Origin of the sequence: Sulfolobus islandicus Y.N.15.51, assembly GCF_000022485.1 — an archaeon.
GTDB lineage: Archaea > Thermoproteota > Thermoprotei_A > Sulfolobales > Sulfolobaceae > Saccharolobus > Saccharolobus islandicus.
Window position 1 is genome coordinate 2,432,412 of sequence record NC_012623.1, and the last position, 15,328, is coordinate 2,447,739.

Annotated in this window: 17 protein-coding genes and 1 pseudogene; 11 read left to right on the forward strand and 7 right to left on the reverse strand. The window is 35.2% G+C overall.

Going from position 1 to position 15,328, the window contains the following annotated elements; translation table 11 throughout:
* Positions 1 to 30: 30 nt before the first annotated feature.
* Genes YN1551_RS13160 through YN1551_RS13170 form a run of 3 tightly spaced genes read right to left on the reverse strand, consistent with a single transcriptional unit; the run spans position 31 to position 2,007 of the window.
* Positions 31 to 492 carry an Lrp/AsnC family transcriptional regulator gene (locus YN1551_RS13160; protein ID WP_012710322.1) on the reverse strand — a complete coding sequence of 154 codons (462 nt, stop codon included), beginning with the start codon at positions 490 to 492 and terminating at the stop codon, positions 31 to 33.
* Positions 489 to 1,487 (reverse strand): NAD(P)/FAD-dependent oxidoreductase, encoded by a 999-nt coding sequence (locus tag YN1551_RS13165; protein ID WP_012718073.1) that lies wholly within the window; start codon positions 1,485 to 1,487, stop codon positions 489 to 491. The genes YN1551_RS13160 and YN1551_RS13165 overlap by 4 nt, the downstream gene beginning before the upstream one ends.
* 7 nt (positions 1,488 to 1,494) lie before the next feature.
* Entirely contained in the window at positions 1,495 to 2,007 is a 513-nt protein-coding gene (locus YN1551_RS13170) for a hypothetical protein (protein ID WP_012712831.1), read from the reverse strand.
* A gap of 57 nt (positions 2,008 to 2,064) precedes the next feature.
* Here YN1551_RS13170 and YN1551_RS13175 point away from each other — a divergent pair, with 57 nt between their 5' ends.
* Together YN1551_RS13175 and YN1551_RS13180 are read left to right on the forward strand one after the other, a co-directional pair.
* Positions 2,065 to 2,892, forward strand: a complete 828-nt coding sequence (locus tag YN1551_RS13175; protein WP_012718074.1) for an isoaspartyl peptidase/L-asparaginase — start codon at positions 2,065 to 2,067, stop codon at positions 2,890 to 2,892.
* Positions 2,893 to 3,432 (forward strand): metallophosphoesterase family protein, encoded by a 540-nt coding sequence (locus tag YN1551_RS13180; protein WP_012710326.1) that lies wholly within the window; start codon positions 2,893 to 2,895, stop codon positions 3,430 to 3,432. It begins immediately after the preceding gene.
* Here YN1551_RS13180 and YN1551_RS13185 read toward each other — a convergent pair.
* The gene (locus YN1551_RS13185) at positions 3,429 to 3,665 is read right to left on the reverse strand and encodes a hypothetical protein (RefSeq protein ID WP_012710327.1); all 237 of its coding nucleotides are present in this window, start codon (positions 3,663 to 3,665) and stop codon (positions 3,429 to 3,431) included. The genes YN1551_RS13180 and YN1551_RS13185 overlap by 4 nt on opposite strands.
* Positions 3,666 to 3,758: 93 nt before the next feature.
* Here YN1551_RS13185 and YN1551_RS13190 point away from each other — a divergent pair, with 93 nt between their 5' ends.
* Positions 3,759 to 4,142: a DUF5751 family protein gene (locus YN1551_RS13190; RefSeq protein ID WP_012718075.1), complete on the forward strand. Its 384-nt coding sequence runs from the start codon at positions 3,759 to 3,761 to the stop codon at positions 4,140 to 4,142.
* A 39-nt stretch (positions 4,143 to 4,181) separates the two neighbouring features.
* A complete protein-coding gene (locus YN1551_RS13195; protein ID WP_012718076.1) occupies positions 4,182 to 5,543 on the forward strand; it encodes a digeranylgeranylglycerophospholipid reductase in 1,362 nt (453 codons plus the stop codon).
* On the opposite strand, the gene YN1551_RS13200 is transcribed toward YN1551_RS13195, so the two are convergent.
* The gene (locus YN1551_RS13200) at positions 5,514 to 7,130 is read right to left on the reverse strand and encodes a DUF2070 family protein (protein ID WP_012712835.1); all 1,617 of its coding nucleotides are present in this window, start codon (positions 7,128 to 7,130) and stop codon (positions 5,514 to 5,516) included. The two genes, YN1551_RS13195 and YN1551_RS13200, sit on opposite strands and share 30 nt — an antisense overlap.
* Positions 7,131 to 7,160: 30 nt before the next feature.
* On the opposite strand from YN1551_RS13200, the gene YN1551_RS13205 reads away from it, so the two are divergent.
* The 7 genes and pseudogenes from YN1551_RS13205 (at position 7,161) to YN1551_RS13230 (ending at position 12,345) form a co-directional block, all read left to right on the forward strand.
* Entirely contained in the window at positions 7,161 to 7,451 is a 291-nt protein-coding gene (locus tag YN1551_RS13205; RefSeq protein ID WP_012710331.1) for a hypothetical protein, read from the forward strand.
* Positions 7,438 to 7,581: pseudogene (locus YN1551_RS16300) on the forward strand (HAD-IIA family hydrolase); the annotation flags it as partial. The gene YN1551_RS13205 and the pseudogene YN1551_RS16300, both read left to right, overlap by 14 nt.
* Before the next feature lie 25 nt (positions 7,582 to 7,606).
* Positions 7,607 to 8,401 (forward strand): HAD-IIA family hydrolase, encoded by a 795-nt coding sequence (locus YN1551_RS13210; RefSeq protein ID WP_012718079.1) that lies wholly within the window; start codon positions 7,607 to 7,609, stop codon positions 8,399 to 8,401.
* A gap of 47 nt (positions 8,402 to 8,448) precedes the next feature.
* Entirely contained in the window at positions 8,449 to 10,149 is a 1,701-nt protein-coding gene (locus YN1551_RS13215; protein ID WP_012718080.1) for a succinate dehydrogenase flavoprotein subunit, read from the forward strand.
* Between the two features lies 1 nt (position 10,150).
* Positions 10,151 to 11,101, forward strand: a complete 951-nt coding sequence (locus YN1551_RS13220; protein WP_012718081.1) for a succinate dehydrogenase/fumarate reductase iron-sulfur subunit — start codon at positions 10,151 to 10,153, stop codon at positions 11,099 to 11,101.
* 5 nt (positions 11,102 to 11,106) lie between these two features.
* Positions 11,107 to 11,979 (forward strand): CoB--CoM heterodisulfide reductase iron-sulfur subunit B family protein, encoded by an 873-nt coding sequence (locus YN1551_RS13225; protein ID WP_012710335.1) that lies wholly within the window; start codon positions 11,107 to 11,109, stop codon positions 11,977 to 11,979.
* The gene (locus YN1551_RS13230) at positions 11,980 to 12,345 is read left to right on the forward strand and encodes a hypothetical protein (protein WP_012712839.1); all 366 of its coding nucleotides are present in this window, start codon (positions 11,980 to 11,982) and stop codon (positions 12,343 to 12,345) included.
* Positions 12,346 to 12,429: 84 nt separating this feature from the next.
* Here the strand turns inward: YN1551_RS13230 and YN1551_RS13235 are convergent, their stop codons facing one another.
* The gene (locus tag YN1551_RS13235) at positions 12,430 to 13,788 is read right to left on the reverse strand and encodes a vWA domain-containing protein (protein WP_012718082.1); all 1,359 of its coding nucleotides are present in this window, start codon (positions 13,786 to 13,788) and stop codon (positions 12,430 to 12,432) included.
* Positions 13,785 to 14,933 carry an AAA family ATPase gene (locus YN1551_RS13240; RefSeq protein WP_012718083.1) on the reverse strand — a complete coding sequence of 383 codons (1,149 nt, stop codon included), beginning with the start codon at positions 14,931 to 14,933 and terminating at the stop codon, positions 13,785 to 13,787. Before YN1551_RS13240 ends, YN1551_RS13235 begins: the two co-directional genes overlap by 4 nt.
* Positions 14,934 to 15,328: the final 395 nt, after the last annotated feature.

The following is a 15,328-nucleotide window of genomic DNA, read 5'->3' on the forward strand; positions in this document are numbered from 1 at the left end:
GATATGTGATGAGGAGCTCTCGCACCTGATTCAAAGATCAAGCTCTTTCTTATCCTTTATTGATCTAAGTACAAGCATCGTATAAGTTGATGTAACTCCATCCATATTTCCTATCTTATCTAATACTTTTGCCAAATCTTCTCTAGTTGGTACTCTCACTTTCAGTACTGCATAGTATTCTCCAGTTACATCATAAATTTCATAAATCTCTTTCATTTCCACTAATTGTTTTAGTATGTTATCATATTTCTTGGGATCCGCTTTTATTAATATAAAAGCTACAACGCTGAGTCCAATCTTATCGAAATCTATTTCAGTATAAAAACCCCTAATTACACCATTTTCCTTTAACCTCTTTATTCTAACATATATTGTAGCCTCACTCAAATTGAGCATCTTAGCTAGTCTAGAGAAAGGTATTCGTGAATCTTGTTGTAGTATATTAAGTATCTTTTTATCAATATCGTCAAGATAATAAAATGAGGAATTCAAATAAGAGACCTCCCAAAGATCTTTATTAAATCAACTCTATTAAAGTCGCCTATTGCAAATTTTAAAATTAGTTGGGGATCATTATTAAGTAACGCCTTCGAAAGTCTTACCGTGGTTGGATCTCTCTCTTTCGTCATTTTTATAATTTTTGCATGCCATTTTAACGACCAATATAACTTACTCTTTTTAAATTCCTTTTTGAAATCTTTTCCATTTAATATGGAGTCCGCTAAAATTTTTGAAGAAATAATCGACGGTCTTATTCCCTCTCCAGTTATTGCATATACTGTACCCAACGCCTCACCCGTATAATTACCGTCTAATCTGTCTTCTATCACTCCGTAATCGGTAACCCTAGCTCCATGAAACATTTTAATTCTCCCCTTGAGGATTTGTTTTAATCTTTCCTTTAGCTCTGGAACCTCAGCATATCCTCCAATTCCAATTTTTGATCCTTCCCTATCTGGAAATACCCAAGCATAACCCAAAAAGCCAGAGTAAAAATAGAATTCCACTACTTCCTTATCTATTTCGTAGTCGGTAATGTACTGAATTGCGGGAATTGACATAGACTTACTTACACTATAATGCCCAGTTGCAAATATCACCTTGTCATGATCTATTGGTTTATCATTTACGTAGTATTTATCATCCTTTTTTACAACTTTTGAATTAAATTCTACATTTACTTCTTCTGAAAGTCTTTTTAAGAAGAGAGGTTTATCAATAATGTATCCTAATTTGTTATCTGTGCTTATATCAAAAACAAGTTTATTATCAAGATATATTCTAAAACCCCTTATCTCACTAATTATAGTTTCATTTGGTATTGGTATTATATTTTCTATTCCAGTTATTAAGCCCCATGCGCACGGTTTAAGTCCAGGTTCTTCCATACTCTCGTAAATTGTTGCATCAACTTTTCTATTCCCTTTTAAAAAATAAGCTAGAGATAATCCTGCGGGACCAGCGCCTACTATTGCTATTCTCGTCATATATTGTTCACTTTTTTCTGAAGTAAAATAAAGCTATAATAGCTAGTATTAAAAATCCAGTATATAATGGTAAGAGCGCGTAAAAGTTTGTTATAAACGCTCTGCCTATTATTGCTCCAATAATTAAAACTAATATAAATGCAAAGAATCCATTTCCTACATATAATATATCTCTCTTTATTATATTAGGTAATACCGATTTCAACACTAGAAACAAGTTATATATGAATGGAATAGATAAGGTTAACGTAACTATGGCGAATTTGTACTCATCCTGATATGCCATAACAAAGAAAACCCCCGCTACATCTGCAAATGTTGACAACGCAGTAAAGTAAAGAGTGCTAATTGCAGTTTTTATATCATTTGCCCAAGGTTTTTCAGAAATTAAAACATACACTGCAACAATAAAGTCTATTAGAGCTCCTACCAAAAATGCTATAAAAGAGTCTACCAACCCTGGAACTATTGGTAAAACTATCATCAATATGGAAAGGGGTAATGTATAACTGGCTTTCATCTTATTCTTAAAGACTACTAATTAGAAAATAAAAATATCTATTCCCAATAGAAGAGTGTGAGATATAATTTACCAGTACTCGTAATACACGGCGGAGCAGGAAGTTGGCAAATAGTTAATCAAGATAAGGCGAAACTGACAATAAGCGAAGCGTTAGAGAGAGGATATTATGAGTTTAGGAAAGGTTCTGCGCTTGAAGCCGTAGTAGAGGCCATATACTATATGGAGGAGTCTGGAGTTTTCGATGCTGGAAAAGGTAGTGTAAGAAACTCAGCTGGATATATTGAAATGGACGCTGGAATAATGATAGGTAATACACTTCAAGTGGGGGGTATTATGGGATTGAGAGAAGGTAGCGCGATAAAAAAGGCTTTGGAAATCTTACTTCAAAATAGGCATGTATTAATGATAGGTAGTGGCGATAATACTTCTAATAATAAGAATGCAATTTCAGAAAGTAAGGTTTCCGGAGATACTGTAGGTGCAGTAGCTCTAGACCAACATGGTAATCTAGTTGCCGGAACTAGCACTGGTGGGATAAAGGGAAAATTACCGGGTAGAGTTGGGGATTCTCCTATTCCGGGCGCAGGCTATTACGCAACGCCGAATGTAGCTGTTTCTAGTACTGGAATTGGTGAGATAATTTTAAGGATGTTACCAGCTAAAGAAGTTGATATTTTAGTCTCATTGGGTTTCACTATTGATGATGCACTAAGAGCTGTGATAAACAAAATAACTAAAATTTTTGGAAAAGATAATATAGGAATGATAGGATTAGATAAATATGGAAATGCCTCGGCTTACTATAATACAAAAGGGATGGCTAGAGGTGTCATTTCCTCAGATGGAGTTAAGAAAGTGTATGTCTTCGAGGGTGAGATCTAAATGAAGATATTAGTAATGAGCAATATTAGATTCCCCGAACCTCATGTTGAAAGTATGTTATCAAGTATTATAAAGAAGGAGGAGCCAGAAGTTATAGTATTAAATGGTGATACTACCCAATGCTATTGGGACTATGAGTGTCCTAGAGTCATTGATGTGCTCTACGTTATTAGGAGTATAGCTCCCTGGGCTCAGATAATATACGTTCAAGGAGATATGGATCCTCATGCAATAAAATGTATAACTGCAGAACCCAGATATAGGGAGGAAATAATTGGTACAACTATGTATATTGCGGAAGCAGCCTCTGTCAAATACCACATTATTCATGGACACCAGGGAGAAATAGATCAGTTGAGGAAAAGTATTGGGGCTGGACCATGGGATTGGCTAGTAATAGGACAATATAAGAGGTTAGAAATCGATAAACTAGCAAGAGTATTATATAGTGGTGGTATCACTAGGGAATTTCCGCCAGAAGCAAGAGGTTATGTAGTTATCACTGACTCAAATTTTTACATTAGGAATCTCAGAACCTAACCACATGTTGGGAAATACATTCTTCGCGCAAGTTCTAGTATTTTCACATCATATACTTCTTCTATGGGATTCAAATCAGATCCCTCTTCCCAAATTTTGTAGTTGTTTGCAAATATACTATTCTTCTCTCCACTATAAAACAATATTTCTTTTATAAATGGTATTTTTCTGAGAGAGTTGACTATTTTTCTTATATTATTATCCATTATCCTATACTTGACTACTACAATCACATATTATAATTGTCCCTCTATTCTCTTAAGATAATTGATAATAATAGATGGTATTTTCATAAACCATTTAAATCTGAGTCTTACTAATAGCTTATGCAACTTGAAAATAAGCCAATTGTAGTGATCTCTTCAACCAACGCTGAGGAAATACCGAATTTCATTAGGGCGATGTTTAAGGATTGCAAGTTAAATGGGAGTAAGAAATTAATAATAAATTTCATTTCATCAATTTCTTACCCAGAGTTTATACAAAATGCCAGGGAGGCCCTTTTAGATAATATAGATTTAGGTGCGTATATTTACATTTGGAAACCCGAAGAGGTTGACCAAATGATGAAAAAGATCTTGGAAAATCGTCAAGATATGAAAGGTATAATAATATATTGTGATGATAATAATAAACATAAGATCGAAAAAATACTTCATAAGGTTCCTAATTCGATAAAGGCAAATATTATAAAGGATTATTGTAAATAATTTTTTATTCTAACGAGGGAAGTAGATAGTGGTGCTAAATTGAAAAGCGCCGAATATGATGTTTTAATTATTGGTTTAGGTATAGCTGGTGCATCACTTGCTTGGAAACTATCTCAATCTAACCTTAAGGTCTTAGCCATAGATAGTAAACCATGGAATAGGTTTGGCGATAAACCTTGTGGAGATGCAATAAGCAAGGAACATTTCGATAACTTGGGGATGCCTTATCCTCAAGGCAAAGAGTTGGAGGAGAAAGTGGAAGGTATAAAGCTGTATAGCCCTGACATGAAAACCGTTTGGACTGTAAAAGGAGAAGGTTTTGAAATTGATTCTCCCAGTTATGTACAGAGGCTGACCAAAGAGGCTAGAGATAGGGGAGTTGAAATTTTAGATCTAACGACTGCGATGAAACCGATAATAGTTGGCAATAAAGTGGAAGGAGCGGTCTTGTTTAACAGAAGGACTAATGAAACTATAGAGGCTAAAGCTAAAATTACCGTCGATGCTACTGGATATTCAACCAGTTTTAGAAGTAAGCTTCCATTTGAATTTCCGGTGACCGAGTCATTAGATGACAAAGACGCTGATGTTGCATATAGAGAAGTGTTAAATAGTAAGGATGAAATTGATGAATATCCGTATTTAAGGATATTCATAACACAGAAGGCTTCTCCAGGTGGTTATTGGTGGTACTTTCCGAAAGGACCAAATAAGGTCAATGTTGGTTTAGGTATACAGGGAGGCATGGGTTATCCCAGTATTCATGAATTCTACAATAAATACGTCGACTATTACGCTCCAGATATAGATAAGAAAAGGCTATTAGTTAAAGGTGGAGCGTTAGTACCTACTAGAAGGCCCCTTGCAACTATCGTATGGGATGGTGTAGCAGTAATAGGTGACTCGGCATTTACAGTGAATCCAGTACATGGAGGAGGTAAAGGTTCTGCAATGATTTCAGCTTATTGTGTTGGTAAAGCTATACTTAATGCATTTGAGAATAATGATTTCTCTGCAAAAGGACTATGGAATGCTAATGAGTGTTATATAGAGAGATATGGTGCTAAGCAAGCTAGCCTTGACTTATTTAGAAGATTTTTACAGAAGTTAAGTGATGATGAGATAAATTATGGAATGAGTAGGAAAGTGATAAGAGAGGAGGACTTATTGGAGGCAAGTGCGAATGGTGATCTTCAGCTTTCCACAGCTGAAAAAGCAATGAGAGCTATTATGGCTCTTGGAAAGCCATCATTACTATTTAAGCTAAAGACTGTTGCCGAGTATATGAAAAAGGTTAAGGATGTTTATAAGCGCTTCCCAGCAGAGCCTAATGGTTTAATGAAGTGGAAATATAGCGTGGACTCGATAATTTTAGAATTTAATAAGGCTTTGGAAAAGTAGTATAACTACAAGTAAAACATATGGTGCTACTAAGGGAATCCAAAACGTTTTTGAAGTATAACTCCCTACGTCCTCTAGCGCCTTTAGCATAATAGAAATTATTTTTCCGAGGATCTTTACACCTTTTATCTTAACCACTTTATATTCTATGCTATTTATCTCCTTCATATTCTCTGTGGATCTCTTAATTAGTTCAGATGCTTTATTCACGATATCTTCACAAAAAGTAGCTGGAGAGTATGTAATCCCTAGGCTTATCCCAGTACAAGAGTGATCATCTGGTGTGACTAAAATTACCTTATCAACGATTTGCCTGACTGCACTGGATATAGCGTTATTAAGTTCTTTAGTTGAGTTATTAGCGTAGATGTAAACTATAGATACTCTCTTTACTCTATCATCAAATGTGAAGACTCGTATACGACTATCACATAATCCCTCACATGTTTTAGCTAATTTTCCTTCTGCATATCCTACCAAAAGTTTCCTTGTACTTTTAATCCCTCTTTGATCCATGATGAATTCCTTTAAACTATTTATTTCGTGATTATCGTATTCTTTTACTAGAAAAGAGTTATGGCAATCTATAAGGTAGTTATTTGAGGATAGCATATACTTCCATAGGGAAGATGGTAAATCATCTATTCCAAACTCAGGTCTCTCCATAAATGATACTCTGAATTTATCGAATTCTAATGATGTAATATCAAAAGTAGAGCGTTTTTCGATTGAAATGCCGTAAAAAGTGGCCTTATACCAATTACTACGTTCTAGCGTACTTTTCGAGATTTCTTCCATTACTTTATTTACCTCGGCTGATGAGGGTAAATCTAATTCATGGCTACCTGGTCCATGAAATACCGTTACTACGTTATTTCTTAAGGTTTTTTCAATATCATAAACGAATCTAGAACTACCAACACTATCGAAAACTCCGAAATGTATTTGTGGTATCATGAAAAGAAAATCGTCCAATTTGTACATAAATACACTCAGATTAGTTTTTACAGATACTAAATTTAGAAAATTTTCTAGAGGTACTTTATTTTTTTCAGTTATTGCTGTTATGAAGGGAACAGCTACTTGCGTTGACTTGAACCCAAGTATTTTTACGCCCTTTCTATTAACTGTATATATATAAAAATGGAATATTAAACCTATTATAATTATATAGATTAGAAAGATAATCGAGTATTTAACGTAAAATATTATAGGGACATACGATGTAATTCCAGATAGCACTATGGAAGGAATTTCCTTATAACTACTTAGGAGAATATAAGCCATTAGCGGCATGAAAAATCCAAATGCGTAAAATGGAGCTATAGGTAACAGAGAAAGAAGAAGGTAAGGTATCGCAGTTAGATTCATAAGAAATAAGGCTAATTTTATCTTATTCTTAAAAATTATCGTTAGAAGAATTGAGTAGAGTGCAAATGAAAATAGATAATCGAAAGTTAGTTGGAAACTCCTTAGCATTATAAATAAAGATTCTGCTGAAAAGGTTGTTGCAAATATTTTTATATTTGGCAGAGTTTTAAGATAACCATAGTATTTCCTTGTTAAGTTTTCAGTATCCATGCCCATGATAAGTTGATGGGGTGAAATAAAATGGTTTTGTCAATCAATAAGGAAAAGTTAGGTGTAGACAAAGTTATAAGAAATTCGTTAGATTATTGTGACCTATATATCATACAAAAAGGTGACAAAGTGTTTCTTCTATATCTATTTGAGAGAGAAAAATACTATTATTTCAAAATAATGCCGGAGATAATTGGGAAATGGGAAGATTGTGAAAACGTACTCTATACTGCAATCGGGCTTTTTGGCTTTGTGAATAAACAAGATGAATTGGAACAAAAAATTAGAGAAAAGATGGAGGCGTTAATCAAAAATGTCAACACTTAATGACTATCAATTAATAATAAGTGATGTAGATGGGGTAATAGTAAGAGAAGGGGAACCAATATGGGAAAATATACAAGCGTTAAGGAATATACAAAATAATGGAGTTAAGGTTATATTTGTAACTAATAATTAAAAGATGGAGGCGTTAATCAAAAATGTCAACACTTAATGACTATCAATTAATAATAAGTGATGTAGATGGGGTAATAGTAAGAGAAGGGGAACCAATATGGGAAAATATACAAGCGTTAAGGAATATACAAAATAATGGAGTTAAGGTTATATTTGTAACTAATAATTCCGGTTTTAGTAGGATCTTATTATCTAAACAGCTGTCCTATTTAGGCCTTAAGGTTACTCCAGATATGATAATTACAAGTGGTTTGGCTGCTGCAATTTACATGAAGGAGAAGCTTAATGTTAAGTCTGTATTCGCAGTAGGCGAAGAGGGGCTTATTGAAGAATTGAAAAATCATGGTTTCTTAGTATTCTCTAATGTGGAATCAGAGAGAAACTTACCAGATGCCGTAGTGATGGGACTGGATAGGTTAAGTACGTATGATAAACTATCGTTAGCCATGAGGTGTATAAGCAAGGGATCGAAATTCATAGTAACAAATATGGATAGACTTTGGCCAGCTAAGAATGGGTTAAAGTTGGGTGCTGGGGCGTTGGCTAGTTCTATAATTTACGCCTTGAGAAGGGATCCAGACTTTATAGCAGGGAAACCTAACACTTGGATAATAGAAATAGCCATGCGAATTTCAAGTGTTAAGAAGTTAGATAAAATTCTAGTTATAGGGGATCAGATAGAGACTGATATCCAAATGGGATACAATATAGGTGCTGATACAGCATTAGTTTTAACTGGTATATCAACTGTTGACGATGTTGATAGGAGTAGTGTTAAGCCGAAATACGTAGTAAATAGTTTATTAGACCTTTTGTGAAATTGTAGAAAGAATACTTAAAAACTATTGTGCAAATATAAACTTGTATGGAAAAGATCGAATACGATGCAGTTGTAATTGGAGGAGGACTAGCTGGCTTAATGAGTGCACACGAGATAGCCTCTGCTGGTTTTAAAGTTGCTGTTATTTCAAAGGTGTTTCCCACAAGGTCACACTCTGCTGCTGCAGAAGGTGGAATAGCTGCCTACATTCCCGGCAATTCAGATCCAAATGATAACCCAGATTATATGACATATGATACAGTTAAAGGAGGAGATTATTTAGTAGATCAAGACGCGGCAGAGTTACTTTCTAACAAATCCGGAGAAATAGTAATGCTACTGGAAAGATGGGGGGCTCTATTCAATAGGCAACCTGATGGCAGAGTCGCAGTTAGATATTTTGGAGGACAGACCTATCCGAGGACTAGATTTGTGGGAGATAAAACAGGTATGGCGCTTTTGCATACGCTTTTTGAAAGGACTTCCGGTCTAAATGTGGATTTTTACAACGAGTGGTTCTCCTTAGACTTAGTTACTGATAATAAAAAGGTAGTTGGTATAGTAGCAATACAAATGAAGACGCTGACTCCATTCTTCTTTAAGACAAAGGCTGTCGTATTGGCAACTGGAGGAATGGGGATGCTGTATAGGCATACAACCAATAGTTACATTAACACTGGTGATGGCTTCGGAATTGCATTAAGAGCGGGAGCTGCGTTAAAAGATCCAGAATTTGTGCAATTTCATCCCACAGCATTATACCCATCAGACGTTCTTATTAGTGAAGCCGCTAGAGGAGAAGGTGGGATACTGAAAAATGTTAAAGGAGAAAGATTTATGACGAAATATGCTCCCAAAAAGCTAGATCTAGCGCCTAGGGATATAGTTTCAAGAGCAATCATCACCGAGATAAGGGAAGGAAGAGGGTTCCCTGGTGGATATGTTGGCTTAGATTTGACTCATTTAGGTGAAGAATATATTAAAGAAAGGTTAGCTTTAGCTGTAGAAGCTGCAAAAAGTTTTGCAAGTGTTGATGCGTTTACTGAGCCTATTCCAGTCAGGCCCGCTCAGCATTATTATATGGGAGGAATAGATGTGGATATAGATGGGAGGAATCCGGATATTGCGGGATTATTCTCTGCAGGTGAAGCAGCTTGTGTATCAGTACATGGGGCTAATAGATTAGGCTCAAATTCACTTCTGGACACTTTAGTATTTGGCCAAGTTACAGGTAGAACTGTTGTACAATTTCTTAAGTCTAATCCAGGTAACCCCACATCAAATTATGAGAAAGAGGCTGAGAAAGTTGTTGATGACGCTTACAAGTTCGTAAAGAGCGAGAGTGGTGTGCATTTTGGCCAAATATTAGAAAAGCTAAGAGATACAATGTGGGACTATGTTGGAATATATAGAGATGAGGGTGGTCTACTAAATGCAATGTCCGAGATAAATAAATTAAGAGGTATGATTAGTAGTATGTATGTTACAGATAAGAGTAAAGTCTATAATACAGAATTCTTTAACGCTCTTGAATTAAGGAATATGTTAGATTTAGCATTAACTATAACCAAGTCAGCTTTAGAGAGGAAAGAGTCAAGAGGGGCTCATTATAGGACGGATTATCCAGATAGAGATGATAATAATTGGTTGAAACACACGATTGCGTATTTAAGGGGTAATACGGTTGAAGTCACATTTAAACCAGTTAAAATAACCAGATGGAAGCCAGAACCTAGGGTGTATTAAAATGACTCAGTCTCAAGAGGAAGAAGTTATATTAAAGGTAAAAAGATTCAATCCCGAAAGAGGATTCTGGTGGGCAGAATATAAGCTGAAGGTTGATAGGTTTACACAATTTACAGAGGCCCTTAGGAGAATAAAGAGTGAACAAGATCCTACACTATCGTACAGAGCATCTTGTCATATGGCAGTATGTGGAAGTTGTGGAATGAAAATTAATGGTGAACCTAGACTGGCTTGTAAAACGTTAGTTTTAGATGTCGCCAAAAAATATAACAGCCATGTGATAACAATTGAGCCAATGGATTATTTTAAACCAATCAAAGACTTAATAGTGGACTGGAATGAGTTTTACGAAAGGATGTTCAAGGTAAAACCAAGATTATATCAGGCTAAAGAGGTATTAGAGGGTAAAGCTGAACATAGACTTAAACCCGAAGATCAGAAAGAGTTATGGAAATTCGCTCAATGCATATGGTGTGGATTATGTGTCTCAGCTTGTCCAGCGGTTATAATAGATCAGCAATTTTTAGGACCAGCTGCTCATGCTAAAGGTTATAGGTTTTTAGCTGATCCAAGGGATACAATAACCGAAGAGAGAATGAAAATATTAATTGATAGTTCATGGCGTTGTACTTATTGCTATCAATGCTTTAATGTGTGTCCAAGAGATATAGAGCCAGTGACTGCAATAAAGAAAACTAGAAGCTTTACTAGAATATACAAGGCCAAATCAGAAGTAGCAGAAAGAGGCGAAAATCATGTTGAGGCTATTCGTGAATCTATATTTAAAACTGGAAAGCTCTCTGAAGCACCAGTATATTTAAAGACCTACGGAGTGTTGCAATCCCTTATTGATCTAGTGTATATGTCGAGGGCAGGAAAGCTTAAGTACATATTAGTTCAAGAGAAACCCGTACAAAATATAAACGAAATTAAAAAGATAATAGGTGAGTGATAAGAATGAAAATAGCTTACTATCCTGGATGTGCAACCCATGGTTTATCTAAGGATGTAGATATAGCAACAAAAAAGGTAGCAGAAGTACTTGGAGTTGAGCTGATAGAAGTACCAGATTGGAACTGTTGTGGTGGTGGATTTTATGACGAATATGATGAAGTTGGTCATGTGGCTCTTAACTTAAGGAATTTATCACAAGTAGAAAAGATGGGTCTTACGAAGATGGTAACACCTTGTAGCGTATGTCTTCATAGCCATAGGCTAGCAACATACAAATATAAGGAAGATAGAGATATTAAAAGAAAGACTGATAAAAGACTAGAAGGCACTTCAGTTAAATATGAGGGAAAGGTGGATGCGGAACATATAGTTTGGGTTTTATTAAGAGATGTAGGAGTAGAGAATATTAAGAAACACGTTAAGAAAACTTTAACTGGACTTAAAGTAGGCACTTATTACGGATGTCAAATGCTAAGACCAGAACAAATAATGGGATTTGAGAAGGCATACAATCCCACTAGCTTATCTGAATTGGTTGCAGTAACTGGAGCTATACCAGTTCCTTTCCCTACCATGACCTCATGTTGCGGATTTCCCCTAGTTGGAAGCAATCCTAAGGGCGCTTTAAAGTTAGCATTTAACGTTCTTAATGGTGCCAAACAAGCTGGAGCTGATTTAGTAATACACCCGTGTAGTTTATGTCATCTTCAGCTGGACTCTTTACAGTTAAAGGTTAAGGCTGAATTTAACGTAAGTTGGACTATGCCTGCAATATATGTAACACAACTATTGGGTTTATCCTTTGGTTTCAGTCCTGAAGAACTAGGAATAGGAAAGATTGCAATTGACGTATTACGAAATAAGGGAGTGATATAAATGAGTGAGGAAATTAAGAAAATTATTCAAGATATTGGAGGAAAGCCGGAGGAATGGATTAGTGTTTCCGAAAGGCCGGGGAAGGAACCATTTGCTAAGGAACTTAATTATATTTTTAATGATTATTTCTGGGGTAAAGTTCATGTTAGGAATGAAGGAGATATTTACGTTCTTGTAATCTCAAAGGACGTATTCAATTGGAAAGATAGAATAAAGGATTTGAAACTCAGTGGCGAGGTTGTGGATGCCGCTGGGGGTTTAATGTGGATCCAAGAGTTTGACATCCAAGGGTTAAAAAGAGATTTCGCGTCCTTAAAGACTTTCATAGAAAATATAAGAAAGCAGAAACAACAGAAAACTTCATAATGTTTTTATTATATATTTAACATGGCCATACTCAGCAGACGCCCACGTGTCCCGTGGGGGGAGTGAAGTTGAGGCCTCCTCTTTTTAACTTTCTACCACTTTCAATAGGTCTTCGTGATCTAGTTTGTACGTTATTAAGTACTCATCAGACACTCTTCTAAGATCGGCATTATCTCCCCTAATCATTACACTTATCAATTGAGAATTGGCCTCTTTTAATGATCTTCTCACAGTAGTTTCTGCAATTTTATCTTCTCCATCTGTTAATAATATTATTTCACTAACTCCCTTAACGTGGCCTTCCTTTATATCTTCACAAGCAGATATGATTGATCTGCTTATATCTGTACCGCCTCCTCCTCTTATTTTCCCTATGTACTCAACCATTTTTATGATGTCTTTACTCTTAGCGTTCTTTTGAACTTTTATCAACGGATATGGAATGTTATCAAAGAATCTAAGGTAGAAATCTCTATTTTCTCTTTTCGCCCTACTATACAATGCTAACGCTACAGCTTTGGCCCATAATATTTTCTCTCCATCCATACTTCCCGATTTATCAAGTAACAGATATATAGGACCTAACGTTTCTCTAATCTGTTTTTGATATAATAACAACTGACCTTCTGCTAATTTCAAGTAAAAGAGCATATCTGGTAAGGCTAATTCGGAATAGAGTATTCTCTCAATATCACTTCCCTCTTCATATCCGTAAAGTTCACCTTTCGAGAATCTAGTTGTCCTCCTCTTAGTAATACTACCTAATTTTGGAATGCCGCTTAAAAACTCTAAGATCTTCTTAATTTCAGTATTCCTTGCAAGTCTTAACACTTCATGAATTTCTCCTTCAAATGTTAAAACACTCCCAGTGCCTGCCCCATTCCCTCCAACGATTTTTTGCATATTTCTAACTGAATTGGCATCTTCTATGGCCTTAGACATTGCCTTCTCATGAGCTTGTCTAAGGACTTTTTCCATGGACTGTTGGTTTGTGTTCTTTTGTTCTTTCCCTTCTTTCGAAGAGCTACCTTTCATTAAACCGTTTAGTATTTCTTCAGCTGCTTCCCTCTCCTCCATAGACTGAGAAGTTTTCTTTATTCTTTCTAACTCCTCAATCAGATTTTGGACGTAACTTACGGTTAAGGCTAAGCTTACGGCAGAGTTCACAATTGAGTATTCCCTATTTTTTAGAACCACGTCAGAAGATAGGGTAGAATTCACTAAAGAATACGCTATTTCTTTATTCTTTTCTATTTCGCTTTTTCCTTTAGTTATTGGTAATGGTAAATAGTGTACATAATAAGTATCGACTAAAAACGTTTCATTTAGTTGGACATCTCTTCCTAGTAATTTTTTCAAAGTATAGGAGATTCTCTCTCCTCTATATTTAACTAGAGGATCCTTATAATCTATTCCTCTTAATACACCTTCCTCTTCACTCATGGATAAATCCCTAATTTTCTAGCCACTTTTTCTATTAATTTGTCTATTTCACTTAAAACCTCTTTGGAAAACTCTTCGACTTTTTCGTCACCACTTTCTTTGCCTAAAGCTACTATCCTGTCCCTAGTTGCCCTTAGACTTCTAATTAATTCAATTAATCTTGGATCGGACTCATTTGCTGCTTCAACGTATTTTGCTGCTTCCTTAATATTATTATATATCTCATTCAATTCCTTCATGTATTTAATTGGTGTCTTTAACTCTTCAGATAATAATGCAGCTACTTTTTCAAAGTCATCTATCTCCCTCGGAGCTATATATTTTAAAACTATTAGATCTTCTTCAGTAGCCTTCAGTCTACTATTTAATATTGCATGTGCAGAAACCACTTTTAGAACTTTACCTTTTCTTCTATCTGGTAAGTGGATCCCTTTTTCCTCTAGCATTGCATATAGTTTTAATAATTTGTTTTTAACTCCAGACAGATCAACCTGGGATAAATATGAGTATAGTTTATCTAGATGCTCTATATTCATTATAGGCTCTTTAACCGCCCATCTATTAGTAAATTCTATTTCCCATGTTGCATCTAATAACTGTTTCCATAATTCCTCTCCCACAGGTCTAGCATAATGTCTTAAGAGTAGTCTATCGTAAAGTGCCTCCAATTCTGGTTCATCTGGTACTCTATTGCTTGCTGATATTAGAGTCCTTAGGGGTACTTTTATCACGTTGTAACCATCATAGATTACTCTTTCGTTTAACAACGATAATAAAGCGTTAAGTATTGCAGAGTTCGCATTAAATATTTCATCTAGAAATGCTATTTGGCTCTCAGGTAATCGATCTTTTGTAATTCTCTTATATTGTCCTTCTTTTAAAGCATTTATATCAAGCGCTCCAAATAATTCTGCAGGCTCTGTATATTTCGTTAATAAATACATGAAGAATTTAGCATTCAACAATTCTGCAGCTCTTCTTGCTAGCGCTGACTTCGCAGTACCCGGCTCACCTATTAGTATTACATGCTCTTTACTAAGTAAAGCTAATGTAATCACTTTTGCCTCTTCTTCTCTTCCTATAAATGGTGCCATTAAAGACTCCATGAATTTCTTGGGTAACTCAAGTAATGTCTTTTCACTCAATTTTATCCCATTCTTTACTTCTCAATTTTAGCTTATAAACAAAAATTAAGAACGACTTCTTATGAAGAAGAGAACTTTGATCCTTTAGTATAGGAAGTAAGATCTAATACGTTAGCTTTGATATTGCCCTTACATCTCATGAAATTTATACTACTAATTTAAGAAATATTGGAAATTTTTCTTATATCAAAATATATAAGAAATAATGCATGAAGATGAAAAAATGATTCTTGTTTTAGCTATGGCCACTCGTCATAACCCTTCTGTAGTGATTTGTCTAATATATTATCTAAAAATCTTTGGTTTATAGATGCTAACTCACTTGACTCTTCTTGATCCTTCATCTTCAATTCTTTTTAACATCCTTTCATTAGCACATAGATTTATAAATGGAT